The 24,631-nt window shown below is 42.1% G+C and carries 24 protein-coding genes, 1 riboswitch and 2 other annotated features; of the genes, 5 read left to right on the top strand and 19 right to left on the bottom strand.

From position 1 onward, the window contains the following. Positions 1–9 precede the first annotated feature (9 nt). The 5 genes from CYK18_RS07755 to CYK18_RS07735 form a co-directional block, all read right to left on the bottom strand. The gene (locus CYK18_RS07755; RefSeq protein WP_101785991.1) at positions 10–1,626 is read right to left on the bottom strand and encodes an ABC transporter substrate-binding protein; all 1,617 of its coding nucleotides are present in this window, start codon (positions 1,624–1,626) and stop codon (positions 10–12) included. A 28-nt stretch (positions 1,627–1,654) separates the two neighbouring features. Next, on the bottom strand, positions 1,655–2,545 hold the full coding sequence (locus CYK18_RS07750; protein WP_101785990.1) for a carbohydrate ABC transporter permease: 891 nt from the start codon (positions 2,543–2,545) through the stop codon (positions 1,655–1,657). A 10-nt stretch (positions 2,546–2,555) separates the two neighbouring features. Then, positions 2,556–3,473, bottom strand: a complete 918-nt coding sequence (locus tag CYK18_RS07745; RefSeq protein ID WP_045605839.1) for an ABC transporter permease — start codon at positions 3,471–3,473, stop codon at positions 2,556–2,558. A gap of 152 nt (positions 3,474–3,625) precedes the next feature. Beyond that, a complete protein-coding gene (locus CYK18_RS07740) occupies positions 3,626–4,627 on the bottom strand; it encodes a LacI family DNA-binding transcriptional regulator (RefSeq protein ID WP_101785988.1) in 1,002 nt (333 codons plus the stop codon). 179 nt (positions 4,628–4,806) lie between these two features. Continuing rightward, a complete protein-coding gene (locus CYK18_RS07735) occupies positions 4,807–5,262 on the bottom strand; it encodes a GNAT family N-acetyltransferase (protein WP_101785986.1) in 456 nt (151 codons plus the stop codon). A 69-nt stretch (positions 5,263–5,331) separates the two neighbouring features. Here CYK18_RS07735 and CYK18_RS07730 point away from each other — a divergent pair, with 69 nt between their 5' ends. Continuing rightward, positions 5,332–5,991, top strand: a complete 660-nt coding sequence (locus CYK18_RS07730; RefSeq protein WP_101785984.1) for a prepilin peptidase — start codon at positions 5,332–5,334, stop codon at positions 5,989–5,991. Here CYK18_RS07730 and trpA read toward each other — a convergent pair. The 14 genes from trpA to CYK18_RS07655 all read right to left on the bottom strand — a co-directional run bounded on the left by trpA (position 5,963) and on the right by CYK18_RS07655 (position 20,825). Further along, the gene (gene trpA, locus CYK18_RS07725) at positions 5,963–6,739 is read right to left on the bottom strand and encodes a tryptophan synthase subunit alpha (protein WP_101785982.1); all 777 of its coding nucleotides are present in this window, start codon (positions 6,737–6,739) and stop codon (positions 5,963–5,965) included. The two genes, CYK18_RS07730 and trpA, sit on opposite strands and share 29 nt — an antisense overlap. Then, complete coding sequence (gene trpB, locus CYK18_RS07720) at positions 6,732–7,955, bottom strand: tryptophan synthase subunit beta (protein WP_101785980.1); 1,224 nt, start codon at positions 7,953–7,955, stop codon at positions 6,732–6,734. Before trpB (CYK18_RS07720) ends, trpA begins: the two co-directional genes overlap by 8 nt. Then, entirely contained in the window at positions 7,933–8,532 is a 600-nt protein-coding gene (locus CYK18_RS07715; protein ID WP_101785978.1) for a phosphoribosylanthranilate isomerase, read from the bottom strand. Before CYK18_RS07715 ends, trpB (CYK18_RS07720) begins: the two co-directional genes overlap by 23 nt. Next, complete coding sequence (gene trpC / locus CYK18_RS07710) at positions 8,519–9,286, bottom strand: indole-3-glycerol phosphate synthase TrpC (protein WP_101785976.1); 768 nt, start codon at positions 9,284–9,286, stop codon at positions 8,519–8,521. The genes CYK18_RS07715 and trpC overlap by 14 nt, the downstream gene beginning before the upstream one ends. Continuing rightward, positions 9,283–10,287 (bottom strand): anthranilate phosphoribosyltransferase, encoded by a 1,005-nt coding sequence (trpD, locus tag CYK18_RS07705; RefSeq protein WP_101785974.1) that lies wholly within the window; start codon positions 10,285–10,287, stop codon positions 9,283–9,285. The genes trpC and trpD overlap by 4 nt, the downstream gene beginning before the upstream one ends. 10 nt (positions 10,288–10,297) lie before the next feature. Then, entirely contained in the window at positions 10,298–10,864 is a 567-nt protein-coding gene (locus CYK18_RS07700) for an aminodeoxychorismate/anthranilate synthase component II (RefSeq protein ID WP_101785972.1), read from the bottom strand. After that, positions 10,861–12,222 (bottom strand): anthranilate synthase component I, encoded by a 1,362-nt coding sequence (trpE, locus tag CYK18_RS07695; RefSeq protein WP_101785970.1) that lies wholly within the window; start codon positions 12,220–12,222, stop codon positions 10,861–10,863. The genes CYK18_RS07700 and trpE overlap by 4 nt, the downstream gene beginning before the upstream one ends. Positions 12,223–12,293: 71 nt before the next feature. Beyond that, positions 12,294–12,519 (bottom strand) — a binding site (T-box leader). Beyond that, positions 12,516–13,694, bottom strand: coding sequence for a tryptophan synthase subunit beta (gene trpB / locus CYK18_RS07690; protein ID WP_101785968.1), 1,179 nt, complete (start codon positions 13,692–13,694; stop codon positions 12,516–12,518). (Overlaps the previous feature by 4 nt.) Positions 13,695–13,855: 161 nt before the next feature. After that, positions 13,856–14,081, bottom strand: a binding site (T-box leader). A gap of 40 nt (positions 14,082–14,121) precedes the next feature. Then, positions 14,122–15,351, bottom strand: a complete 1,230-nt coding sequence (locus tag CYK18_RS07680) for a DegT/DnrJ/EryC1/StrS family aminotransferase (RefSeq protein ID WP_180948028.1) — start codon at positions 15,349–15,351, stop codon at positions 14,122–14,124. A 42-nt stretch (positions 15,352–15,393) separates the two neighbouring features. Beyond that, entirely contained in the window at positions 15,394–16,086 is a 693-nt protein-coding gene (locus CYK18_RS07675; RefSeq protein WP_101785962.1) for a sugar transferase, read from the bottom strand. A 119-nt stretch (positions 16,087–16,205) separates the two neighbouring features. Beyond that, positions 16,206–17,948 (bottom strand): ABC transporter ATP-binding protein, encoded by a 1,743-nt coding sequence (locus tag CYK18_RS07670; RefSeq protein ID WP_101785960.1) that lies wholly within the window; start codon positions 17,946–17,948, stop codon positions 16,206–16,208. Then, complete coding sequence (locus CYK18_RS07665) at positions 17,938–19,683, bottom strand: ABC transporter ATP-binding protein (protein ID WP_101785959.1); 1,746 nt, start codon at positions 19,681–19,683, stop codon at positions 17,938–17,940. The genes CYK18_RS07670 and CYK18_RS07665 overlap by 11 nt, the downstream gene beginning before the upstream one ends. Before the next feature lie 54 nt (positions 19,684–19,737). Continuing rightward, positions 19,738–20,373 carry a DUF421 domain-containing protein gene (locus CYK18_RS07660; protein WP_000174447.1) on the bottom strand — a complete coding sequence of 212 codons (636 nt, stop codon included), beginning with the start codon at positions 20,371–20,373 and terminating at the stop codon, positions 19,738–19,740. Then, on the bottom strand, positions 20,370–20,825 hold the full coding sequence (locus tag CYK18_RS07655; protein WP_000675328.1) for a DUF3290 family protein: 456 nt from the start codon (positions 20,823–20,825) through the stop codon (positions 20,370–20,372). The genes CYK18_RS07660 and CYK18_RS07655 overlap by 4 nt, the downstream gene beginning before the upstream one ends. 133 nt (positions 20,826–20,958) lie before the next feature. On the opposite strand from CYK18_RS07655, the gene CYK18_RS07650 reads away from it, so the two are divergent. The 4 genes from CYK18_RS07650 (at position 20,959) to CYK18_RS07635 (ending at position 24,485) form a co-directional block, all read left to right on the top strand. Then, complete coding sequence (locus tag CYK18_RS07650; RefSeq protein ID WP_101785957.1) at positions 20,959–21,786, top strand: exodeoxyribonuclease III; 828 nt, start codon at positions 20,959–20,961, stop codon at positions 21,784–21,786. 11 nt (positions 21,787–21,797) lie between these two features. Then, positions 21,798–22,184 carry a bleomycin resistance protein gene (locus tag CYK18_RS07645; RefSeq protein ID WP_101785955.1) on the top strand — a complete coding sequence of 129 codons (387 nt, stop codon included), beginning with the start codon at positions 21,798–21,800 and terminating at the stop codon, positions 22,182–22,184. A gap of 232 nt (positions 22,185–22,416) precedes the next feature. Next, positions 22,417–22,512: riboswitch (purine riboswitch) on the top strand. A 129-nt stretch (positions 22,513–22,641) separates the two neighbouring features. After that, on the top strand, positions 22,642–23,223 hold the full coding sequence (locus tag CYK18_RS07640) for a xanthine phosphoribosyltransferase (protein WP_101785953.1): 582 nt from the start codon (positions 22,642–22,644) through the stop codon (positions 23,221–23,223). Then, entirely contained in the window at positions 23,223–24,485 is a 1,263-nt protein-coding gene (locus CYK18_RS07635) for a nucleobase:cation symporter-2 family protein (RefSeq protein WP_101785951.1), read from the top strand. The genes CYK18_RS07640 and CYK18_RS07635 overlap by 1 nt, the downstream gene beginning before the upstream one ends. Positions 24,486–24,631: the final 146 nt, after the last annotated feature.

The following is a 24,631-nucleotide window of genomic DNA, read 5'->3' as shown; positions in this document are numbered from 1 at the left end:
AATCAACCTCTAGTTTTTGTTTGCTTGGTATTGGTCGTAGTATTTTTGTTTAATAGCGAGGTAATCTGAAAGTCCGTATTTTTCAAGTTCTTTCTTGTAATCATCCCACTCAGCATCAATATTGCCATTTACAATCCATTCAGCGCGCTTACGGTAGATATAGTCATTCATATCTGCCTCGATGTGGGCAATCTTATCCAGATCTTCCTGTGTCATAAAGACTCTTGGATAGTTATTGTCATTGCTCATGTAAGGAACATAATATTCTTTGATAAGATCCAAACGCCATTTGGCATCATCTGGCATAGTTGTCACTTTACCATAGTATGAATCTAGAATAGCTAGTGGTCCCCCTACTTCAGTCTTTTGACGAAGTTCTGCTGGTGCAGTTCCGTTTAGTGGTAAGTGTTTTAGACTATTTGACGCTTGATCCAATTCAAAGATGTTTTGTTGTTTGTCATCTCCGTAAGTTCCCCAGTTATTTTGAACAGATTGGAGTGGAGCGTATTGTGCATCAATCCATTTAGCTGTCAATTCTAGGTTTTTGTTTACACTGGTAATAACCATCTTGTCACGTGCAAATCCCATACCGTTTGTACGAGCTACGTGTTTTTGACCACTTGGTCCAGCAAGTACTGGTAAAACATCATAACTTTCATTACTTCCAGTAACATTACTCTTATCCCATGTAAAGTAAACACCAAATTTCTGATCATGACCTTTAGCAATGTAACTATTCCAATCATGTTCGAAGGCTTCCTTATCGATCAAGCCTTTTTCTTGTAATTGACGGATGAATTTCACACCTTCTTTATAGTCGTCGTTATCTGCTGTGAAGTCAACTTTACCGTCATTTCCAACTACTAAATGATCATCGTTATCCCCTATACCAAATGCAGCAAATAGGAATTTAAAATCTTCGTTTCCGTTACCACTAATAAATGTAAATGGAATTTCATCAGCCTCTCCATTTCCATTTGGATCCCCGTTTTTGAAAGCTTCTAGGACTTTAATCAAATCATCAGTAGTTTTTGGCATTTCAAGACCAAGTTTCTTAAGCCAATCTTTGTTAATCCAAGCCATATCGTTGACGCTATGAATAGACTCTTTACCAGCTCCAAGTTCTTCAATCCATGGAAATGAGTAAATATGGCCATCAGGTGCGGTCATTAAAGCCTTGTATTCTGGTTTCTCATCCAAAATTTTCTTAAGATTTGGCATGTATTTATCAATCAAATCTTCAACTGGAATAATAACACCTTTTTTAGCCCAGTTCATCAAGTCCACATCTGAAGCTCCGTCATTGTGGATAGCATCTGGTAGATCGCCACTAGAAATATCCAAGTTACGTTTTTCTGCAAAGTCGGATTGGTAGTTGGTCCAATCAATATGAACTCCTGTTTCCTTTTCCAAACGTTGCAAAATTAGCTTTTCATTTGGATCTTTAGGAGCTAACGGTGAACTGGCTGTCATAAACTTCAATGTTTTCTTTTCTTGAAGCGGGAATGTTACACCTTCCAACTTATAATCGGGACTTGAAGCTGTATTTTTTGAGCCACAGGCTGCAAGTACTGCTAAACTAGCTGTCAACAAAACTGCTGATTTTGAGAATGTTTTGAATTTCATGAGAAAACTCCTTTTATTTTTTCTTTTTTTATCCTTTAAGTGAACCAGCCATAATTCCTTTATCAAAGTATTTTTGGAAGAATGGATACATAACAATCAATGGCAAGCTGGAAATGACAATAGTTGCGTATTTAATCAATTCAGCTAAACGTTTCATTTCATTCATAGCCGCTTGTGCTCCAATCATGTCTTGACCTGGTTGGCTCTGAATGAGAATTTTACGAAGTACAAGTTGCAATGGTTCCAAGTTTGGATCCTTGATATAAATCATTGCATCAAAGTATGAGTTCCACTGTCCTACAAAAGCATAGAGGAAGAGAACAAACATAATTGGTTTTGCAAGAGGAAGCATGATTTTGAAGAAAATCTGTAAATCATTTGCACCATCAATGACGGCTGCTTCTACCAATTCTTCAGGCAATCCTTGGAAATAAGCCCTAGCAAGAATAATATTCCAAACATTGACAGCACCGGGAATAATGATAGCCCATGGAGTATTTAGCATTCCCAATTCTTTTACGAGCAAGTAAGTTGGGACTAAACCACCACCAAAGAACATGGTTACAATCAAGAAGTAGTTAATCCAACGGCGCCCTACCAAATCTTTTTTGGAAAGAGGATAAGCTGTAAACACAGATAGCAATACTGTTAAAGCTGCAAAGCCAAAAGAATAAAGCAGGGAATTGATAAAACCTCTTAGAATAGATTGGTCACTGAATACACGCTGGTAACCTTCTACCGTCCAATCGGATGGATTAAAGCTAATCCCTCTACTAACCAGAACCTTAGGATCCATAAAGGATGCTACGACGATATAAAGTAAAGGAAGTAAGGTTATCAAAACGATAAAGACAATAATGATTTTATTTAAGAGTAAGATACGTCTATCAAATTTGGTATCCATAATCGAATTTTTCATGCTTCCCTCCTTAAATTCCTTCACCATTATTCATGCGTTTAACGATTTGGTTAACTGCAACAAGCAATACTACGTTAATCACTGCATTAAACAAACCAACCGCTGTTGAGTAAGAATAGTCTCCTGATACAAGACCAACTTTATAGACATACGTAGAGATAATTTCAGAAGTTGGCAAATTTAACGATGTCTGCATTAAGAATGCTTTTTCATAACCGACATTCATAATTCCACCTGCAGCTAAAACAAATTGGATAACCATAATGGGCTTAAGAGCTGGAATATCAATGTGCCAGATTCGTTGGAAGATATTGGCTCCATCCAGTCTTGCTGCTTCTACTAAAGCTGGATCTACATTTACTAATGTTGCTGTGTAGAGCGTTGAAGCCCAGCCCATTCCTTGCCAGATACCACTAAAGATGTATAAAGGTCTAAAGAAGTCTGGATTTGTCAAGAAGTCAGCCTTTATTCCAAACATAGAGAGAAAATTGTTGATTGGCCCTCCCACTGAAAAGAAAAGGAAAATCATACCAACGATAACAACGACTGAGATAAAGTTTGGTGCGTATAAAATGAGCTGAATTCGTTTTTTGACTTTTTCACTCAAGAGTTGATTGAGCATAATAGCAAGAATGATTGGTGGTAAAAAGCCAAGCAATAAACCATAGATACTTAATTTTAAAGTATTGGCTAACAAGATACCAAAGTTGGGAGAGGATATGAATTTTGTAAACTCAGAAAAACCAATCCAATCACTCCCTAAAATTCCTTTTAAGGGATTGTAATCTTTAAATGCGATTAAAACCCCATACATAGGAATGTATTTAAAGATAAAGGTTAAAACTAAACCAGGGACAGTCATCAATAACAAGAGTTTTTGTTTCTTGATTCTTTCCCAAAGAGAAACTTGCTTCGCTTTGCTATTCATAGCAACCTCCTTTTTTGAAACGTTTCATTTTTTGTTTTAAAAAGATAACGCTTGGCGCTGTCTATTTATTTTATTTTTGAAACGTTTCATTTTTGTTCTAAAAAATAAATCTTTTTTATCTGAATTTATTCTATCATTGATAGCGCTTTCTGTCAAGACTTATTTTCATTTTTTGTTGTTTTTCCTTCAACAAATTTCACTGGTAGGATTGTCTGCAAATTAACAGCCTTTCCTTCTATGATATCAAATAGGATTCGTACAGCTTCTCTAGCCATTTCCTCCAGGGGTTGCTCAATTGTTGAAAGTAGATAATCTCTGTCTCCAGCCATTTTAATTCCATCGTATCCAATAATTTGGACATCATGAGGAATACGTTTGCCATTCTTTTCTAGAATTTCAATCACATCCAAAGCTGTAAAATCGTTGATTGTAAAAATTCCATCTATAGAAGAATTTTCTTCCAAGAAACTCTCTAGCTTCCCATGATAGTCAGTAACTGTCTCATCCAAATCAAAAATACTAAGAGGTATTTTATGCTCTTGGACATACTTTTCAAATGAAATTCTACGACGTTTGGTTTCATTAATGGTTGTATTATGTCCACCCACAAAGGCTAAGTGCTGACATCCTTTACTAATTAATTGTTTAGCTGCTTCTCTTCCACCTGCATCATTATCTGATGAAACACAAGGAATGGCAATATCTGAGTATGTACGGTCAATACTGACAAAGGGAATTCCTGACGACAGGTAATGTTCAATTGGACTATAGGTAATGGCAACCACTCCATCAACTTTATTATGACGCAACATCTCCAGGTAGTCTTGCTCTCGATTTGTACCATTTATAGAACATAAGAGTAATTTATTATTCCTCTTATAGACTTCATTTTCCACATGCATAGCAAATTCTGAAAAGAAGGGATGCCAGATACTTGGTACAATGATTGCAATCGTTTCTGTTCGATTTTTCTTCATTCCTCTAGCATAGTAATCTGGAATGTAATTCAAAGTTTTAATCGCTTGTTCCACTTTTTTCAAAGTTACTTCTTTAATGCCTTTTTCTTTATTAATCACACGTGAAACTGTTCCAACACTAACTCCTGCTTCTAAAGCAACATCTTTCATGGTAATTGATTTTCTTTGTTCTACCATATTATCACCTCCTTTCAATATATAGTATCATGCAAACGCTTTTTTAGCAACTATTTCTCAATCATTTTTATCCAGATCATTTCCCCATCATGGATAAAATCACTCCAATTGGCTTTCTAAAATCCCTTCAATTTCATATATAGGAATCTACCTACCACAGGAAAAGACTTTGTTTCTTCCTATCTCAACTTTTTCATGATGTATTTTCGTACAGGTTCTTCAACTATTTGAACGATTTCAAATCCTTCTTTTTGGTAAAGATTCTGAGCTCTTTGATTTGCCTCGAAGACATTTAGAGAGATGCTGTCTATATCTCTATTTTCAAAGACCAAACTAACAAATTTCCTTAAAGCCTGCCTACCTAAGCCTTGCCCCTGTTTCTGAGGATTGATAAAAAATCTTCCAATATGAAGATTACTGTCTTCTAGCCTGATTTTCTGGATAAGCCCGACAAACTCTTGTCCTTCAAAGATTGAAAAGATTCCTTCCAACTCTTGCAAAACTTGAATTGTCAAGGGAAAAGAAATCCTTGGTCCCATCCATTGTTCTTGAAAGGATTTGCCAAGGGAGTTGGACCATTGGCATACGAGCTGAGCGTTTTCTGTGCTCACCTTTTCTTCAAAACGAATTATCATCTTTGCCTCACCATCTTGTTTATGTTTCTACATTATACTACTTCTCCAATTTTTTACGAATAGATAAGTATGATTGATATTTATTTTTTTCTTGTCGGGAGCATTCTCGCTTCCTTTCTTGGTTTGGTCATTGACCGTTTTCCTGAGCAATCCATTATCCAACCTGCTAGTCACTGCGATTCCTGTCAGACTCGCTTGCGCCCCTTAGATTTGATTCCTATTCTCTCGCAGGTCTTCAATCGCTTTCACTGTCGCTACTGCAAGGCTCCTTATCCTGTCTGGTATGCCCTCTTTGAACTAGGCTTAGGACTCCTCTTTCTGGCTTGGTCTTGGGAATTGCTTTCCTTGGGGCAAGTCGTCCTAATCAATGCTGGTTTGACCTTGGGCATCTACGATTTTCGCCATCAGGAATATCCCTTACTGGTCTGGATGACTTTCCATCTAATCCTAATGGCCGGCTCTGGCTGGAATCTAGTCATGGTCTTCTTCCTTGTCCTTGGAATTTTGGCTCATTTTATCGATATCCGCATGGGCGCAGGGGATTTTCTCTTTTTGGCTTCTTGTGCTCTCGTCTTTAGCGTAACGGAGTTACTGATCTTGATTCAATTTGCTTCTGCAACAGGAATTCTAGCCTTTCTCCTGCAAAAGAAAAAGGAAAGACTTCCTTTCGTGCCTTTCCTCTTACTCGCTGCTTGCATGATTATTTTTGGTAAGCTACTGCTTGTTTGATAAAGTCCTGAATCGGCTCTCCCTTGTGGAGAGCTTTTACAATTTTCGAACCAACGATAACGCCATCTGATACCGCATTGAAGCGTTCTACATCGGCTTGACTAGATACGCCAAATCCTGTCAAGACTGGGATGTCAGCCACTTGATGTAATTGTGCCAAGTGCTTATCCAAGTCTGCACGGTAATTGCCAGATTTCCCTGTCACCCCATTAATAGCAACGGCATAGACAAATCCTTCTGCCCCTTCAATCAACTCTTTCTGACGCTCAATCCCTGTGGTCAAGCTTACTAAAGGAATCAAAGCAATGTCTGTATCTGCCAAAAATGGTTCTACAAAGTTGGCATGTTCATGAGGCAGGTCTGGGATAATCAAGCCCTTAACAGCTGTATCAGCCAAATCTTTGACAAAATTCTCCACACCGTACTGAAAGAGGGGGTTGAAGTAGGTCATAATGACTAGTGGAACCTCTGTTTGAATGCTTTTCAAGGTTTCAATCAAAGCCTGGGTAGAGGTCCCGTGGGCTAAACTGCGCAAGCCAGCTTCTTCGATAATAGGTCCATCTGCAACAGGGTCTGAAAAGGGAATGCCCACTTCAATGGCAGAGACACCCAAATCTTCTAAAAAGTGGATTGTTTCAGCTAGGCCATCCAAACCTTTCTCGTGGTCTCCAGCCATGATATAGGGAACAAAAATTCCTTTTCCAGCTGATTTTATAGCGTTTAATTTTTCTGTTAGTGTCTTAGGCATGAGCTTCTCCCTTCTTTGCTGCATCTGCTTCCAAGCGGTCTTTGACTTGAACCACATCCTTGTCCCCACGACCTGATAGACAGACAATCATGGACTTGTCTGGGCCGAGTTCTTTGGCCAATTTCACCGCAAAGGCGATAGCATGGCTAGATTCCAAGGCTGGGATAATCCCTTCAACACGAGACAAGAGTTGGAATCCTTCCAAGGCTTCTTCGTCTGTCACAGGGACATAGCTGGCACGTTTAATATCGTGGTAGTGAGAATGTTCTGGACCGATACCAGGATAGTCCAAACCTGCTGAGATAGAGAAGGCTTCAAGAATTTGACCATGGGCATCTTGGAGCACATCCATGAGGGAACCGTGAAGAACACCTGGACGCCCCTTGGTCAAGGTAGCTGCGTTGTGCTCTGTATCCACACCAAGTCCAGCCGCTTCAGCCCCATACATGGCTACTGACTCATCTTCTACAAATGGATGGAAGAGTCCGATAGCATTAGAACCACCGCCAACACAGGCTACTAGGGCATCTGGTAAATCTTGACCTGTTAAGTCACGGTACTGTTGTTTAGCTTCTCTACCGATGACACTTTGGAAGTCACGAACGATTTCTGGGAATGGATGAGGTCCTAAGGCAGAACCAAGGATATAGTGGGTATCGTCGATATTTGCCACCCATGAACGAAGGGCTGCATTGACCGCATCCTTGAGCACGCGCGAACCGTCTGTTACTGCCTCAACCTTGGCTCCCAAAAGCTCCATACGGAACACATTGAGGGCTTGGCGTTTAACATCCTCCTCACCCATGTAGATGGTACATTCCATGTTAAAGAGGGCTGCAGCAGTTGCAGTTGCCACACCGTGCTGACCAGCACCTGTTTCAGCAATAATTTTCTTTTTGCCCATGCGTTTAGCCAGAAGAACTTGTCCCAAGGCATTGTTAATCTTGTGAGCCCCTGTATGGTTAAGGTCTTCACGTTTAAGATAAATCTTGGCTCCGCCGATATGCTGGGTCAAATTTTTTGCGTAGTAGAGGGGAGTTTCGCGTCCCACGTACTGACGCAAAAGTTGGTTTAATTCCTCTTGGAAACTTGGGTCTGCCTGACTTTCACGGTAGGCCTTCTCCAACTCCAAAACTGCTGTCATCAATGTTTCTGGGACAAAACGTCCGCCGAATTTTCCGTAAAATCCATCTTTATTTGGTTCTTGATATGCCATTCTTTACCCTCTCTATAAATCTTCTAATCTTTTCATGATCTTTTTGTCCATCTGTCTCCACTCCGCTCGATACATCTACTGCATAGGGAGTAAAGTATTGAATTGCTTGTACTACATTGTCTTCATTAAGCCCACCTGCGATAAAGAAAGGCTGAGTTAGTCCAATCGTATCCAGTTGAGCCCAGTCAAAGGTCTGGCCACTCCCAGCCACAGGGGCATCAAAGAGTAGATAGTCTGCCTGAGAATTGGGCACATGACCCTCTCCATCCACCTGCACAGCCTGAATACTGTCACAAGGCAAATTCTCAAACAAATCATCTGCCACCTGACCGTGAACTTGAACCAAGTCCAAACCAACTTTGTCAATGACTTCTAACAGTTCTGCCCGACTTGGTGAAACAAATACACCAACCTTTTTGACACCTGCAGGAATAAGCTTTGCCAGCTCAGCAGCCTCTTCCAAGGTCACCTGTCTTTTACTAGGTGCGAAGACAAAACCGATGTAGTCGGCTCCTGCTGACACAGCTGTCTCCACCGCTTCTTTGGTCGATAATCCGCAAATTTTAACCTTTGTCAATCTGCAACTCCTTGATTCTCTGGGCTACATCTTCTGCCTGCATAAGAGCTGTCCCTACCAAAATTCCGTTAAAGTATGGTGCTACTCGTTCCGCATCCTGCCCTGTGAAAATAGCAGATTCAGAAATGTAATAGCGTCCTTCCTTAAAGTGCTGGGACAAGTCTACACTGGTCTGCAAGTCGACTTCAAAGGTAGTCAAATTGCGGTTATTAACCCCGATAATTTGAGCTCCAAGGCGGTGTGCTACCTCTAGTTCAGCTAGATTGTGAGTCTCCACTAAAACTTCCAGACCAAGCTCTGTCGCATAGTCATACAGTTCCTTGAGGCGTTCTTCGGACAAGGCTGCCACAATGAGCAGGATGACTGTCGCACCTGCATTGCGAGCGCGGATGATTTGCTTTTCATCGATGATAAAGTCCTTGTTGAGCGTTGGAATCTGTACCTGACTGGAAATCTCCCGTAGATAATCCAAATGTCCTTTAAAGAAAACTTCATCTGTCAGAACAGAAATCATCACTGCTCCGTTTTCTTCATAAGTCTGGGCCTGTTGCACAATATCCACATCTAGATTGATATCTCCCAGACTAGGGCTAGCCTTCTTGACTTCAGCGATTACCTGTAAACGGTCTTGGTGTTGTTTTAGATAGTCAGCCAAGCGATAGGTCTGGCGCAGGGGCTGGATTTCCTCCAACTTCATCTGCTCAACCTCACGCGCCTTCTGCTCCAAAATTCGTGCTAAAAATTCCTGACTCATTTTTGGTACTCCTGTAACAGTCTGAGTTTTTCAAGGGCCTTGCCACTAGCAATGACTTGACGAGCTAAGGCAACTCCTTCCTTGATGCTAGCTACCTTACCATTAGCATAGAAACCAAGACCAGCATTCAAGACTGTCGTTTCCAAGAATGGACTTGGTTCGTTTTTAAGAACGCTAAGCAAAATTTCTGCATTTTCCTGAGCATTGCCTCCACGAATATCTTCGATAGCGTAGCGCTCCATCCCTAAATCCTCTGGAGTAAAGCTTGACAAGGTGATTTCGCCATTTTCAAGAAGTGCAATCTTGGTTGTTCCATTCAAACCAGCTTCATCAAGACCTTCTGGTCCAGCAACCACGATGGCACGTTTGCGACCCATGTTTTTCAAAACCTGAGCTGTACTTTCTAGAAGTTCTGGACGACTAATTCCAAGAAGCTGTGTTTCCAAAGCCATTGGGTGAATCAGTGGACCAGTCAAGTTCATAATCGTTGGAATCCCCAATTCCAAACGAGCTGGCATGATGTATTTCATGGCTGGGTGCATATTTTTTGCAAAGAGAAAGACGATTCCAGTTTTATCAAAGATCTTACCTAGTTCAGCTGGTTTGAGGTCTAGGTTGATGCCCAAGGCTTCGAGAACGTCTGCAGAACCAGATTTAGAAGAAATCGAGCGGTTACCGTGTTTTGCCATATGAACACCACCACCAGCCAAGACAAAGGCTGCAGTTGTGGAGATGTTAAAGCTGAAAGACTTGTCCCCACCTGTACCACAGTTGTCCATGGCATCATGAATCTCAGTTGGAATATGTTGGGCATGCCCTCTCATGACTTGGGCAATGGCTGTGCGTTCTTCAGGTGTTTCCCCCTTCATCTTAAGGGCCAAAAGGAGAGAAGCAATCTGCGCTTCGGTTACACGTCCAGTAACGATACGCTCAATGACATCCGTCATTTCCACACCTGATAAATTTTCAAATTTTGCTAATTTTTCAATAATCTCTTTCATCCTAGTTTCCTCACTTTACAACATTCTCGATAAAATTCCGAATAGAAGACAAGCCGTCAGGCGTTCCAATACTTTCTGGATGGTACTGGAATCCATAAATTGGAAGGTTTTTGTGTTGAATTCCCATAATGGCCTGGTCATCAGTTGAACGAGCTGTCACTTCAAAGTCTTCTGGCATTTCTTCAATCAAAATACTGTGATAACGCATGACCGCACGGCCATCCTCAATGCCTTGATACAAAACAGATGGCGCTTCAAAGCTGATATTGCTCTGTTTCCCATGCATGACTTTTGGAGCCAAACCTAACTTCCCACCAAAGACTTCTGCAATGGCTTGGTGCCCCAAACAAATTCCAAGAATCGGCTTCTTGCCAGCAAAATCACGAATCATGTCTTCCATCTTTCCAGCATCAACTGGCCAACCAGGACCAGGAGAAAAGACCAGACCATCTGCTTTTTCAGCTTCTTCATACAGCTTGGGATCATCATTTCTCAAGACCTGTACTTCTGCAAAATTCCCAATGTATTGGGCCAAGTTATAGGTAAAAGAATCATAGTTGTCAATCAATAAAATCATGGTCTTAGTTCTCCAATTCTAGTCATAGATTTAGCCTTGTTAATGGTTTCTTGGTATTCGTTTTGGGCGATGGAGTCGTAGACAATCCCTGCCCCAGCCTGCACATAGGCTGTTTGATTTTTGAGAATCATAGTTCGGATGGCAATGGCAAAATCCATATCGCCCGTCGCAGACAAGTAGCCAATTGCTCCAGCGTATACGCTCCGTTTTTCCGTTTCTAGTTCATAGATGCGTCTCATCGCTCGAATCTTTGGTGCTCCTGAAACTGTTCCAGCAGGAAGTGTAGCTTTCAAGGCATCCATGGCAGTGAGTTCTGGAAGCAAACGCCCCTTGACCACACTGGTCAAATGCATGACATAACGGAAAAGCTCCACTTCCATATACTTAGTGACTTGGACACTTGCCGTTTCAGAGATGCGGCCAATATCATTACGACCCAAGTCTACTAACATTCGATGCTCTGCTGTTTCCTTCTCATCCGAAAGCAGGTCTGTCGCCAAAGCCTTGTCTTCTTCATCCGTAGCTCCTCTTGGTCGTGTCCCTGCAATCGGATTGGTTGTCACGATGCCATTTTTGACAGAAACCAAACTTTCAGGACTGGCACCGATGATTTGATAATCACCAAAATCATAGAAATAAAGGTAATTAGAAGGATTAGTCACGCGGAGATTTCTATAGAAGTCAAATGGATTTCCAGTAACTTCTGCTGAGAAACGCTGGCTGAGTACACATTGAAACATATCCCCGTTACGAATCAAGTCACGAGCGGTTTCCACCATTTCCTCAAACTTCTGAGGAGCAATATGGGGTTTGAAGTCTAACGGAGATAGATCCAAGTCTTCAAATTCATTTGGAGCAGGAATGCGTAATTCCTCAAGCACTTGGTTCAAGGCTTTTTCCAAGTCGTCTTGACTACGCTCACTATAGAGAGCATCCTCGATGACATGGATTTTTTCCTTCTTGTGGTCAAAGACCATGTAACTCTCATAGACAAAGAAATGCATGTCTGGCGTCCCAATCGTATCCTCAGGGATTTGACCGATTTCCTCATAGAGCGAAATCATATCGTAACCAACAAAACCAATTGCCCCACCACCAAAAGGGAGGTCTGAATGGTGCTGACTCTTATGAGTCACTTCATAAAGGAAATCCAAGGGATCCCGATCAATCACTTGCCCATTTTGATAGAGAACTCCATTTTCAAACTTAATCTCAAAAACTGGATTATAAGCTAAGATAGAAAAACGAGCTGTTTCCTTGTCTCTCGGAATACTCTCTAAGATAACCTTGTGTTTCCCCTTTAGGCGCATATAAGCCAAGATTGGTGATAAGACATCTCCATGAATGATTCGTTCCATTGTAATTTCCCTTTCAGTTCTACTTCTAGTCCGTGGTGACTGTATGAAAAGTCCCCACGCAAAATAACTTGCGTGAGGACGAAATTCGCGGTGCCACCTCAATTATAGGATTTCTCCTATCTCTCATTCCTGTCTCAGAAACCTCCTGTAACAGGTTGTGCGATAAAGGGCACTCCCTTGAGAATTATGTTTTCTTCTCTCGTTTCAGATGGACCCAACTTTACAGCTTTCTCTGCTTGTTTCCAGCAACCACAAGCTCTCTGTGAGAGAAAGGACTGTAATTTTTCCATCTATTATTTTTTAGCTTCTAGGTAGTCCGCAATTGCAGCTACGTCCTTGTCTCCACGACCAGAGACATTGATGATGATAATGTCGTCTTTACTTAGTTTCGGTGCACGTTTAACTGCTTCTGCGATAGCGTGTGAACTTTCAATCGCTGGGATAATCCCTTCAGTCTTGCTGAGAAGGAGGAGAGCCTGAACAGCTTCTTCATCCGTCGCAGCCACATATTCCACGCGACCTGAATCTTTGAAGTAGGCGTGTTCTGGGCCAACCCCTGGATAGTCCAATCCAGCTGAGATAGAGTAAACTGGAGCCAGCTCTCCATCTTCCTTAAAGACTGCATAGGTCTTCATACCGTCAACAATTCCGATACTACCTTTTGTCATAGTAGCTGCGTGCTTGTCTGTGTCAAGTCCGTGACCAGCAGCTTCAACCCCAACCAATTTAACTTCTTCATCAGCCACATACTGAGAAAAAGCACCGATGGCATTAGAGCCACCACCTACACAGGCAATAACGTAGTCTGGTAAACGACCTTCTTTTTCTAAGATTTGACGGCGAGATTCTTCACTGATGACCTTTTGGAACTCATGAACAATGGTTGGATATGGGTGAGGACCCACAGCAGATCCCAGAACATAGAAGGCTTCAAGGTCATTCATCCATGCTCCAAAGGCTGCATCAACCGCATCTTTGAGGGTGCGAGTCCCTGTTTCAACTGCGTGAACAGTTGCTCCCATCATCTCCATACGGAAAACATTGAGACGTTGACGTTCCACATCCTCTGCTCCCATGTAGACATCACAAGCCATACCAAACTTAGCTGCAGCCGCTGCTGTCGCAACACCGTGCTGACCAGCTCCTGTTTCTGCGATTACTCGTTTTTTGCCCATGCGTTTGGCCAAAAGAATTTGTCCTAAAACGTTGTTGAGTTTGTGAGAACCAAGGTGGTTAAGGTCTTCACGTTTGAGATAAATCTTAGCTCCACCTAGGTGCTCTGTCAAACTTTCTGCAAAATAGAGCGGTGTTTCGCGACCTGAATAGTCCTTCAAATAATGACGAAATTCTACCAAAAATTCTGGATCATCCTTGTACTTGTCAAATGTCACTTCCAACTCATCCAACAAAGCCTGAATCGGCTCCGGTACAAAACTACCACCAAATTGTCCAAAATAACCTTTAGTTGTCATAAAATTTTCCTCTTTCTATATTAATTCGGCTTTTTGTTTGCTTCTAGTAGTAGGCAAGGAGCTGCAGATAGAACCTAAGTTCATCAAAGCGACTTAACGCCCTAATAAAAGAAAAACAAAATGACCGAAAGAAAAAAGCCCACACACAGAATATACTTCCATGTGAGGGCGTTGGTAACGCGGTGCCACCTCAATTATAAAGGGACTATTCCCCTTTACATCTCTGTCTTGTCTAACAACAAGTTGCACTGTAAGGTGTGCGCACCGAATTTTCATTGTTTCAAATTCATTTTTAAAATCAGCCCACTTTCACTACTTCCAACCACCTGTTCACAATCACCACAGGCTCCCTGAAGATCAAAAATAGTTACTTTTCTGATTTGTTGAACTTATTTTAATACTTTGTTTTTTCTTTGTCAAGACTTTTTTATGATTTTTTTGATAAAGTTAGTACTTTTTCAGAAACTGTTTTGAAAGTCTCAATGATATAATCCACTTCTTCATCGCTTAGTTTAGTATGAAGAGGAAGCGTAATTTCATTTTCAAAGAAGGCATAGGCCTTAGGATAGTTCGCCATATCAAAGCCAAGGTTCTTATAGGCTGTCAAGAGCGGAAGCGGTTTGTAGTGTACGTTACTTGCAATGCCTGCTTTGGCCAATTCTTGGATGATAAGATTGCGATCCTCTAGGGTAGCACCTTCTACATGGGTGATGTAGAGGTGGCGTGAAGATTCAACAGTATCAGTCTTGTGTGCCAATGGATGGATACGAGAACCTGCAAAACCACGATCATAGCGTTCCACAATGTCCTTACGACGTTCTAGCAAACCAGAGTAACGGTCCAATTGTACCAAACCAAGTGACGCCATGATATCGGTCATATTGCACTTGTAGGCTGGTGTGACGATATCGTATTCCCATGAACCCAGTTGCATCTTGGCTAGGGCATCCTTAGTTTGACCATGAAGGGAAAGAATTTGGAATTCCTTGTACATCTCTTCGTCATCAATCGCTGGATTGGCTTTCCAAGTGGCACTTCCTCCTTCTGCCGTTGTAAAATTCTTAACGGCATGGAATGAGAAGGAGGTAAAGTCAGCGATAGAACCAGCTGGTTGCCCTTTATAAGTAGATCCCAAAGCATGGGCACTATCAGAAACAATCACAATACGGTTAAAGGCCTTTTGCCACTTGCTTGAAGCGGTAAAGAGATCACGTTTTTTCTCCACGACTTGGAACAAACGGTCATAATCGCAAACAATCCCTGCAAGTTCTACTGGGATAATCACTTTAGTCTTTTCAGTAATGGCTTGCTCCAGCAGGTCATAGTCCATTTCAAACGTATCTGCTTGGATATCCACCATGACAGGTGTTGCTCCTACGTGCGTGATGACACTACATGAAGCTGTATAAGTCATAGCTGGAACAATGACTTCATCACCAGGCCCAACTTCCAAAACGCGCAAAATCAACTCAAGCGCGGCAGTCGCAGAGTTAAGACAGACAGTCTTGGGCGTCTGTGTATATTGAGACAAGCGACGCTCTAGTTCTTTTGTCTTAGGACCTGTTGTGATCCAACCAGAACGCAGGGTATCCGCTACTTCAGCAATTTCTGCTTCCGTAATATCGGGTGGTGAAAATGGAATATTGTAATTTGGCATTGATTTGCTCCTTTTATCTGTACTCATTTTCTAATGACTACTTTATTTTAGCACTTCAAACACGGTTTGAAACATGATTTTGATGTCTCCAAGGAAACTAAACTCTCGGAGATAAGAAAGGTTATAGCGCATCTTTTCAGGAAGAACATGCTCTACATAGGCTTGGTCAACTGACAGGCCTTTTTCGGTCATTTGACTGATAATAGTGTCCTCATCCTTGTAGTTGATGCTGGCTGGAGAGGTAATCCCTGCTGGCAAAAGCAAGGTTGCCATCATTTCAGGGCTATACTGCTCTGTGTAACGAGGCACTTCAGGTCGCGTACCGACAAAGGACATTTCGCCTTTCAGGACATTGACCAGCTGAGGCAGTTCATCCAAACGGACACGGCGGATAAAATTGCCAACCTTGGTAATGCGGCTATCGTTAGCAGAAGTCACCAAACTTCCTTTTTTGTCTGCATCCGTCACCATGGTACGGAACTTCCAAATCTTGAAAGGTCGATTATACTGGGTCACGCGCTCTTGCTTATAAATCACTGGCCCCTTGCTATCCAACTTGATCCAAATGCTCAAGATGAGAAAGATGGGAGATGCCAGAACCAGTAAGACCAAGGCCAAAACCCAGTCCAAGCAACGCTTGAAAATCAGCGAACCCTTCCTTTTAGAGACAAGCTGGTAGTAAGACTCAACCTCGCTTGATTTCATTTCCACGGGCAAGTCTTCCCATTTCAGCATGCTGTTTCTCCTTTGTTTTTATTATACTATTTGTCAACATTTTTCATTATACCACAAAATGTAAAAGGCGGTGAAAGAAATCTGTAATTTGAAGGATTTCCTTCTTATACTAAAGAGTATTAGGACATTGCCCCTGCCTGCAAGCTATACATCTTGTGATAGGTTCCTCCCAAGTCCAAGAGTTCCTCATGAGTTCCACTCTCGATAATGCGCCCCTTATCCAAAACATAGATACAGTTGGCATCCTGGATTGTAGAAAGACGGTGAGCGATGGCAATGGTTGTCCGTCCCTGTCTCATCTTAGCTAGTGAAGCTTGAACCAAACTTTCTGTTTCAGAGTCAATATTGGCTGTCGCTTCATCCAAAATCAGGATTTTAGGCTGACTGGCGACTGTTCTAGCAAAAGCAAGAAGCTGACGCTGTCCAGTTGAAAAACTAGAACCACGCTCAGAAACAGGGGAATCATAACCCTGAGGAAGTTCTTGAATAAAGGAATCTGCATCCACGAAAGTTGCCGCAGCCTGAACCTGCTCATCACTGATCTCTTGGTACATGGCGATATTGGACTTGATGGTTCCATGATAGAGGAAGGGCTCCTGCAAGACCAGCCCGATATTTTTTCTCAGTTCTTCCTGACTGTAGGCCCTAATATCCACACCATCCAAGAGAACTCTCCCTGACTGGAATTCATAAAAACGCATGAGAACATTGATAATAGACGATTTCCCTGAACCTGTATGGCCTACAAATGCAATGGTTTCACCCTTATTAACGGAGAAGGAAATGTCATCCAGAATCGGATGTTTCCCATCATATGAGAAGCACACATGTTCAAAACGAATATTGCCTTCTTTTACCACAGCCTGGCCATCTTCTTGAAGCGGCTCATAAGTCCTCTCATCAATCAAGGCAAAGACACGACCTGCAGAAACCATGGACGTTTGAAGGGTTGAGAAGTTTTGCGTTACTTCAATCAAGGGGTCAAAAAGGCGGTTGATGTACTGGATAAAGGCATACATGGTCCCTGCTGTTATTCCCAGATAAAGGCCACGATAGCCAAAGTAGGCCATCAAGACCGCATAACCTAAGAGTTTCAGCAAACTCATGGCAGGGCGCAAAAAGAGGGCATCCAAGGCTACAGAACGGTTGGCATAGACAAAGTGTTCTTGGTTGATTTCATCAAACTCTGACTGTAGGCGCTTCTCTTGATTAAAGGCCTGAATAATCCTGATTCCTTCGATATTTTCTGCCAACTTGCTATTGATATCTGACAAGAGACTTCTGGTTTTCTCAATGATTTTCACTGATTTTTTCCGATAGAGATTGACCAAAAGGAAAATCAAGGGGAGAAAGAGCAAGACCAAAGCTGTCAAACGAAAATCCAACACCAACATGGTATAAAGGGTTGTCAGAAAGATGAAAACTGCTGAGATAAAGCTGGACAAAATTCCCGAAAACATATCACTGATGGTTTCGGTATCATTTGTCAAACGAGAAACGATGGAGCCTGCTGGTGTCTTATCAAAATAAGACATGCCCAGCTTCTCCATATTGGCAAAAGCATCCCGACGAATATCTCTAACGATGCTGTAGGATACGCGCGCAAAGAGAAGATTGCCGACATACTGAACTAGAGTTTGTAGGATATAAAGGCCATAATAGACCAGCAAAACGGTCACAGCGAGTTGGTTGAGATTGCTGAGATACTGGTCGATAAAGTGGGAAGCCACAAGGGGAATGACGCTTTTAATGACCGTAGTCGCTAGGAGAAAACTGAGTGCCAAAAAGGTCAGGAGTCCATAGGGCTTGAGATAGGACATCAAGCGCTTCAATACAGCCCATTGTTCTTGTTTATTCTGCATCTTCTTCTCCTTTCATTTCCAACTGCTGAGACTGGTAGGTCTGGGCATACCAGCCATCCATGGCTAGCAGGTCTTCATGCGGACCCCGTTCGATAATTTGACCATTTTGCAGAACTAAAATCAAATCTGCATGGACAACAGCACTGAGGCGATGGGCCGTGATGATGGTTGTCTTGTCCTTTCGCGTTTCCTTTAGATTGTCAATAATGGCATACTCTGTCTTGGCATCCACGGCCGACAAGGAATCATCTAAAATCAAGATATCAGGGTCTAAAATCATGGCCCGACTCATGGCCAGACGTTGCTTTTGACCACCTGAGAGACTGACTCCCTTTTCACCAATCAACGTATCAAATCCTTGGGGCATGGCTACAATATCTTGATAAACTTGGGCTAACTTGGTCGCTTCCTCGACTGCTGAAAGAGGCAAATCAGGATTTCCAAAGCGAATATTGTCTAAGATAGAGGTCGCAAAGAGAAACTGGTCCTGAGGAACATAGCCCATAAGACTACGAAGGTCTGTCAGACGATAGTCCCGAATATCGTGACCATTTAGATAAATGGCTCCCTTGTCCACATCGTATTCACGTAATAGAAGTTTGATCAAGGATGTTTTCCCAGAACCTGTCTGCCCAACCAAGCCCAATGTTTGCCCTTTTTCCAAACTAAAATGGATATCCGTCAATGTTTCATCATCTTCAAAAGCAAAACTATCAATATTGTACTCCAAGCGCCCATTTTCAATGCCATCTAAAGGAAACTCAGGATCTTGTACAGATGATTCCTGAGACAAAAGTTCCTCAATCCGCTGGTAAGAAACCTTCCCTCGCTGAGTAATATTAAAGAGGAAGCCGATGGCCATAAGAGGCCAAACTAGCATATCCAAATAGCTGATAAAGGTGACCAGATTTCCAACGGTGATTTGCCCTTTCTGAACCATCAAAGAACCGACCAAAAGAGTTAAAACGTAGGACGAACCAACAAACAATAGAACCATGGGATCAAAGAGGCTATCGTATTTCATGGTTTGGAGGTTCTTTTGGAAGGTCAATTCATTGACTGCCTGAAAGGACCTCAACTCGTCTGCCTGATAACCGAAGGACTTGGTTACTTTGATACCTGATACAGACTCCTGCACCTTGTTATTGAGTTCAGAAAAGGCAGCTTGCGATTCGCCAAAAGCCTTGTGAGTCTTTCTGCCTAAACGACTAGTCGCATAAGCCATTAAAGGTAGGGGTAAAATGGCAACTAGAGTCATCTGCCAGGAAATGCTAAAGAGCATGGTCAGCAAAGTCACCAAAGCCGTGATAGAGGCATCAACCGCTGACATGACACCTCCACCTGCGAGACGAGTCAAGGCATTGATATCGTTGGTTGCGTGCGCCATCAGGTCCCCCGTCCGATAGGTCTGATAAAAGGCTGGAGACATTTTTGTGAAATGCTCAAACAAGCGAGACCGCATAATCTGTCCCAAACGGTAGGAAGTCCCAAGGATATACATACGCCAAACATAGCGCAGATAATACATTCCAAAGGCTGCAAGAAGCAAATAAAATAAGTCAAGAAGGAGGTCCTGCTGGGTTAATTGTCCCGATGTGATAGCATCAATGACTCGTCCCATTACCATGGGGGGAATGAGATTAAGGACGGAAACCAAGACCAGGGCCACAATTCCGACTAGATAACGGCGTTTTTCTAACTTGAAAAACCACCAAAGTTTTTGAATAATGGACATAAAATCCCTTTCTGATTGCAAATAGAAACCTGAGGCCAAGACCCCAGGTTTTTCTTATTCATAGGTTACGACTGTAACGGCACCCTTGTCATACTCAGCGATAAAGATATTAGCTACATTGTCATGTCCTTGCTTGTTGAGGTTATCAAGCAACCACTCTTCGCTACGACCAATCGATTCCAAAACATCTACTTGGATCACACCGTCAGTCACAACTGGATACTTAGGATTTTCATCTCCCATTTGGACCACGATGAGTTGGCCATTTTGCTCTTGCACAGCTCGTTTAACTTGCTTCATCTGGAAAATTCCTTGGCTACGAAGTTTGAGAGCAACATCTGCCGCAGACAAACCAACTGAACGACAGGCTTCTGGGTCAATCTGCCCATTTTTGATGAGCAGAGTCGGTTTACCATCAATCAAGCGTTTGACAAAACGAACATTGTTATTGAGCCATTTGAGGGTCAAGACCAAAATCGTCCACATCATCAAAATCACTGCATACTGGAGAATACTGATAGAACTATTGTAAATCACCCCACCAATGATACCACCGAGAACATAGTTCTGAATTTGGTCTGTAGCAGAGTTAGGTGCTAGATTCCCCTTTCCTGTCACATTGATAACAAAAACAAGCGAGAAAAGACCCAAGGCCAGTTTGATTAAAATTTCCATGTAGTTGAGTGTCATTTGTTTACCTCCACCAATTCAATAGCGTCTGTTTGATGCAATTCTAATTTCTCTAAAAGATACTTGTCTGGTTGGCTCCCGTTCATGGCACGATAGAAATTTGAACCTACCTTGATAAGTGCTCCATCAGTGGCAGCTGAAGTATTGACATAAACTTCTGATTTATCCACTCCCAAGTCTTTAGAAATGACCTCTATGAAATGAAGGGAAGTTTGAAATTGATTGTTAGAGGCTTGATTGGTCTGGTATTTTGAGATTGTTACCAAAAGCATGGCTACCAAAGTCAAGGCCAAAATCATGACCAATTCACGAAACTTAGTTCCCTTTTTATCACGATAAGCCTTAAAAGCAAAAAATCCTGTGATAGCTAGGAGCACAATCCCAAAGCCAATCATGATGCCATTTTGCTGACTGATTTGGCTAAGTACATAGTCATATGAGTAAAATTTCATTTATTTTCACTCCCTTTCATAAAATCATTCTTCATTATAAACGAAAGAGAGTGATTTTTCAAGCCATACGTTGGGGAAATAGACCTTTTTTTGGTATAATAAAATCTATAATCTGAATGAAAAAGGTAACTTTATGAAACTTATCTCATGGAATATTGATTCCCTCAATGCTGCCCTAACTAGTGACTCAGCTCGTGCCAAATTGTCCCAAGAAGTCCTACAAATCTTGGTCGCTGAAAATGCTGATATTATCGCTATCCAAGAAACCAAGCTTTCTGCCAAGGGTCCTACAAAGAAACACGTGGAAATTTTAGAAGAACTCTTCCCAGGCTACGCAAACACGTGGCGCTCTTCTCAAGAGCCCGCCCGCAAAGGCTATGCTGGAACCATGTTCCTTTATAAGAAAGAACTCACACCCACTGTCACTTTCCCAGAAATCGGTGCTCCGTCTACCATGGACTTGGAAGGCCGCATCATCACCTTGGAATTTGATGAATTTTTCGTGACCCAAGTTTACACTCCAAACGCTGGCGACGGCCTCAAACGCTTGGAAGAACGTCAAGTCTGGGATGTCAAATATGCGGAGTACTTGGCTGAACTAGACAAAGAAAAACCAGTCCTTGCGACCGGTGATTACAACGTGGCCCACAATGAGATTGACCTTGCAAATCCTGCTAGCAACCGCCATTCACCAGGATTTACCAACGAGGAGCGTGCTGGATTTACCAACCTTTTAGCAACTGGATTTACGGATACCTTCCGCCACATTCACGGCGATGTTCCAGAACGCTACACTTGGTGGGCACAGCGCAGCAAGACTTCTAAAATAAACAATACAGGCTGGAGAATCGACTACTGGCTGACAAGCAACCGCGTGGCTGACAAGGTGACCAAGTCTGATATGATTGACTCCGGTGCGCGCCAAGACCACACACCCATTGTCATGGAGATTGAACTCTAAGGAGAAAACGAATGGACTATCAAGCTGTCATTCCTGAATTTGTAGTATCTGACCTCGAAAAGTCACGCCACTTCTACTGCGACTTGCTGGGATTTTCTGTCGAATACGAGCGTCCAGAGGAGAAATTTCTCTTCCTCTCGCTTGAAGACTGCCAACTTATGCTAGAAGAAGGCAGCACAGAAGAATTAGCCCAACTAACCTATCCTTTCGGGCGCGGAGTCAATATCTCCTTTGGCATAAAGGATGTTCCTCGACTCTATCAGAAAGTAATCGAGTCTAACTATCCTATTCATCGTCCTTTGACTAAAAGAGAATTTCGAGTAGGAGATAGCTTTATATATCCCCATGAATTTGCGATTTTGGATCCAGATGGTTATTTTTTAAGATTTAGCGAGTAGAATAATAAAGATTGGGAAAAGTCTTTAAAGTTAGAAAGAGGCATATTGTCAGGTCTTGAAAAATTTTGATAATATGCCTTTTATGATGGAAAAATCGTCTAAATTTTAGCCTATAATTGATAATTTGTCTACTTTTCTTCTATTTGTTCGTTTTTTAAATCAAAAAACGAACAAAATATTTGATTTCTAAAGCTATTTAGTGTAAAATAAAAACATTGGCACAAGCCTATGTTAAATTGAATATCGTTTTACTTGTTTATGTCGTGAATTGGCACGACGTTTCTACAAGGTGCCGTAACACCTAACAATAAGTAAGTCAGAAGTGAGGTATGGTCGTCTTTGCCATGCCTATTTTGGGGACTTACTTAGAGATTAAGTAGGTCCTTTTTCTATCAGTTTTACTGGATAGAAATCTGAAACAAGCAAATGGATTAGCTTTTAGACTTTAGGAGGTCTTATGAAATTATTAGAAGAGCGCATCCTCAAGGATGGGCATATCTTGGGTGACAACATTCTCAAGGTGGATTCCTTTTTAACCCACCAAGTTGACTTTTGCCTGATGCGAGAAATTGGTAAGGTCTTTGCGGAAAAATTTGCTTCTGCTGGCATTACCAAGGTCGTAACCATTGAAGCGTCAGGTATTGCCCCAGCCGTTTTTACAGCTGAAGCCTTAAATGTCCCTATGATTTTTGCTAAAAAAGCTAAGAACATCACTATGAACGAAGGCATCTTAACTGCCGAAGTTTACTCCTTTACCAAGCAAGTGACCAGCACCGTTTCTATCGCTGGAAAATTCCTCTCACCAGAGGACAAGGTTTTGATTATCGACGATTTCCTTGCTAATGGCCAAGCTGCTAAAGGCTTGATTCAAATCATCGAACAGGCTGGAGCCACAGTCGAAGCTATCGGTATCGTGATTGAAAAATCCTTCCAAGATGGCCGTGATTTGCTTGAAAAAGCAGGCTACCCAGTCTTATCACTTGCTCGTTTAGATCGTTTTGAAAATGGTCAGATCGTATTTAAGGAGGCAGATCTCTAATGCAAACTCAAGAAAAACACTCACAAGCAGCCGTTCTCGGCTTGCAGCACTTACTAGCCATGTACTCAGGATCTATCCTGGTTCCCATCATGATTGCGACAGCCCTTGGTTATTCAGCTGAGCAGTTGACCTACCTGATTTCTACAGATATCTTCATGTGTGGGGTGGCAACTTTCCTCCAACTCCAACTCAACAAATACTTTGGGATTGGGCTACCAGTCGTTCTCGGAGTGGCCTTCCAGTCGGTCGCTCCCTTGATTATGATTGGGCAAAGTCATGGTAGTGGCGCTATGTTTGGTGCCCTTATCGCATCAGGGATTTACGTGGTTCTTGTTTCAGGCATTTTCTCAAAAGTAGCCAATCTCTTCCCATCTATCGTAACAGGATCTGTTATCACAACAATTGGATTAACCTTGATTCCTGTCGCTATTGGAAATATGGGAAATAACGTTCCAGAGCCAACTGGTCAAAGTCTCTTGCTTGCAGCCATTACTGTCCTGATTATTCTCTTGATTAACATCTTTACCAAAGGGTTTATCAAGTCTATCTCTATTTTGATTGGTCTGGTTGTTGGAACTGCCATTGCTGCTAGCATGGGCTTGGTGGACTTCTCTCCTGTTGCAGCAGCACCGCTTGTCCATGTCCCAACTCCACTCTACTTTGGGATGCCAACCTTTGAAATCTCATCTATTGTCATGATGTGTATCATCGCAACGGTGTCTATGGTTGAGTCAACTGGTGTTTACTTAGCCTTGTCTGATATCACGAAAGACCCAATCGACAGCACACGCCTTCGCAACGGTTACCGCGCAGAAGGTTTGGCCGTACTTCTCGGAGGAATCTTTAACACCTTCCCTTACACAGGATTTTCACAAAACGTTGGTTTGGTTAAATTATCAGGTATCAAGACTCGCCTACCAATCTACTACGCAGCTGGTTTCCTAGTCCTCCTTGGACTCCTTCCTAAGTTTGGTGCCCTCGCCCAAATCATTCCAAGCCCTGTCCTTGGAGGGGCCATGCTGGTGATGTTTGGTTTTGTTTCCCTTCAAGGGATGCAAATCCTCGCCCGCGTTGACTTTGCTAACAATGAACACAACTTCCTTATCGCAGCTGTCTCCATCGCTGCAGGTGTCGGACTCAACAATAGTAATCTCTTTGTCAGCATGCCAACAGCCTTCCAAATGTTCTTCTCAAACGGAATTGTCGTAGCCAGCTTACTAGCCATTGTTCTCAATGCAGTATTAAACAGGAAGAAGAAATAAGAAAAAGAGGTGTGAGCCCAATGTCATTAAGTTAAGAAATTCAAATACAATTCTGTATTTGGGTTTCTTTTTTATGTGATAAACTTATAGTTAAGGAGGGATTTTCCATGATAAAACAAATAAAAGCCCACTTGAATAATAGTATT

Origin of the sequence: Streptococcus mitis, assembly GCF_002860865.1 — a bacterium.
Lineage (GTDB): Bacteria > Bacillota > Bacilli > Lactobacillales > Streptococcaceae > Streptococcus > Streptococcus mitis_AT.
This window is presented reverse-complemented; position numbering and strand designations above follow the sequence as displayed.

What these genes read in the sequence shown, in the direction of transcription:
- CYK18_RS07755 (WP_101785991.1), bottom strand. Translation starts at nt 1,626, where the DNA reads ATGAAATTCAAAACATTCTCAAAATCAGCAGTTTTGTTGACAGCTAGT.
- CYK18_RS07750 (WP_101785990.1), bottom strand. Translation starts at nt 2,545, where the DNA reads ATGAAAAATTCGATTATGGATACCAAATTTGATAGACGTATCTTACTC.
- CYK18_RS07745 (WP_045605839.1), bottom strand. Translation starts at nt 3,473, where the DNA reads ATGAATAGCAAAGCGAAGCAAGTTTCTCTTTGGGAAAGAATCAAGAAA.
- CYK18_RS07740 (WP_101785988.1), bottom strand. Translation starts at nt 4,627, where the DNA reads ATGGTAGAACAAAGAAAATCAATTACCATGAAAGATGTTGCTTTAGAA.
- CYK18_RS07735 (WP_101785986.1), bottom strand. Translation starts at nt 5,262, where the DNA reads ATGATAATTCGTTTTGAAGAAAAGGTGAGCACAGAAAACGCTCAGCTC.
- CYK18_RS07730 (WP_101785984.1), top strand. Translation starts at nt 5,332, where the DNA reads ATGATTGATATTTATTTTTTTCTTGTCGGGAGCATTCTCGCTTCCTTT.
- trpA (WP_101785982.1), bottom strand. Translation starts at nt 6,739, where the DNA reads ATGCCTAAGACACTAACAGAAAAATTAAACGCTATAAAATCAGCTGGA.
- trpB (WP_101785980.1), bottom strand. Translation starts at nt 7,955, where the DNA reads ATGGCATATCAAGAACCAAATAAAGATGGATTTTACGGAAAATTCGGC.
- trpC (WP_101785976.1), bottom strand. Translation starts at nt 9,286, where the DNA reads ATGAGTCAGGAATTTTTAGCACGAATTTTGGAGCAGAAGGCGCGTGAG.
- trpD (WP_101785974.1), bottom strand. Translation starts at nt 10,287, where the DNA reads ATGAAAGAGATTATTGAAAAATTAGCAAAATTTGAAAATTTATCAGGT.
- CYK18_RS07700 (WP_101785972.1), bottom strand. Translation starts at nt 10,864, where the DNA reads ATGATTTTATTGATTGACAACTATGATTCTTTTACCTATAACTTGGCC.
- trpE (WP_101785970.1), bottom strand. Translation starts at nt 12,222, where the DNA reads ATGGAACGAATCATTCATGGAGATGTCTTATCACCAATCTTGGCTTAT.
- trpB (WP_101785968.1), bottom strand. Translation starts at nt 13,694, where the DNA reads ATGACAACTAAAGGTTATTTTGGACAATTTGGTGGTAGTTTTGTACCG.
- CYK18_RS07680 (WP_180948028.1), bottom strand. Translation starts at nt 15,351, where the DNA reads ATGCCAAATTACAATATTCCATTTTCACCACCCGATATTACGGAAGCA.
- CYK18_RS07675 (WP_101785962.1), bottom strand. Translation starts at nt 16,086, where the DNA reads ATGCTGAAATGGGAAGACTTGCCCGTGGAAATGAAATCAAGCGAGGTT.
- CYK18_RS07670 (WP_101785960.1), bottom strand. Translation starts at nt 17,948, where the DNA reads ATGCAGAATAAACAAGAACAATGGGCTGTATTGAAGCGCTTGATGTCC.
- CYK18_RS07665 (WP_101785959.1), bottom strand. Translation starts at nt 19,683, where the DNA reads ATGTCCATTATTCAAAAACTTTGGTGGTTTTTCAAGTTAGAAAAACGC.
- CYK18_RS07660 (WP_000174447.1), bottom strand. Translation starts at nt 20,373, where the DNA reads ATGACACTCAACTACATGGAAATTTTAATCAAACTGGCCTTGGGTCTT.
- CYK18_RS07655 (WP_000675328.1), bottom strand. Translation starts at nt 20,825, where the DNA reads ATGAAATTTTACTCATATGACTATGTACTTAGCCAAATCAGTCAGCAA.
- CYK18_RS07650 (WP_101785957.1), top strand. Translation starts at nt 20,959, where the DNA reads ATGAAACTTATCTCATGGAATATTGATTCCCTCAATGCTGCCCTAACT.
- CYK18_RS07645 (WP_101785955.1), top strand. Translation starts at nt 21,798, where the DNA reads ATGGACTATCAAGCTGTCATTCCTGAATTTGTAGTATCTGACCTCGAA.
- CYK18_RS07640 (WP_101785953.1), top strand. Translation starts at nt 22,642, where the DNA reads ATGAAATTATTAGAAGAGCGCATCCTCAAGGATGGGCATATCTTGGGT.
- CYK18_RS07635 (WP_101785951.1), top strand. Translation starts at nt 23,223, where the DNA reads ATGCAAACTCAAGAAAAACACTCACAAGCAGCCGTTCTCGGCTTGCAG.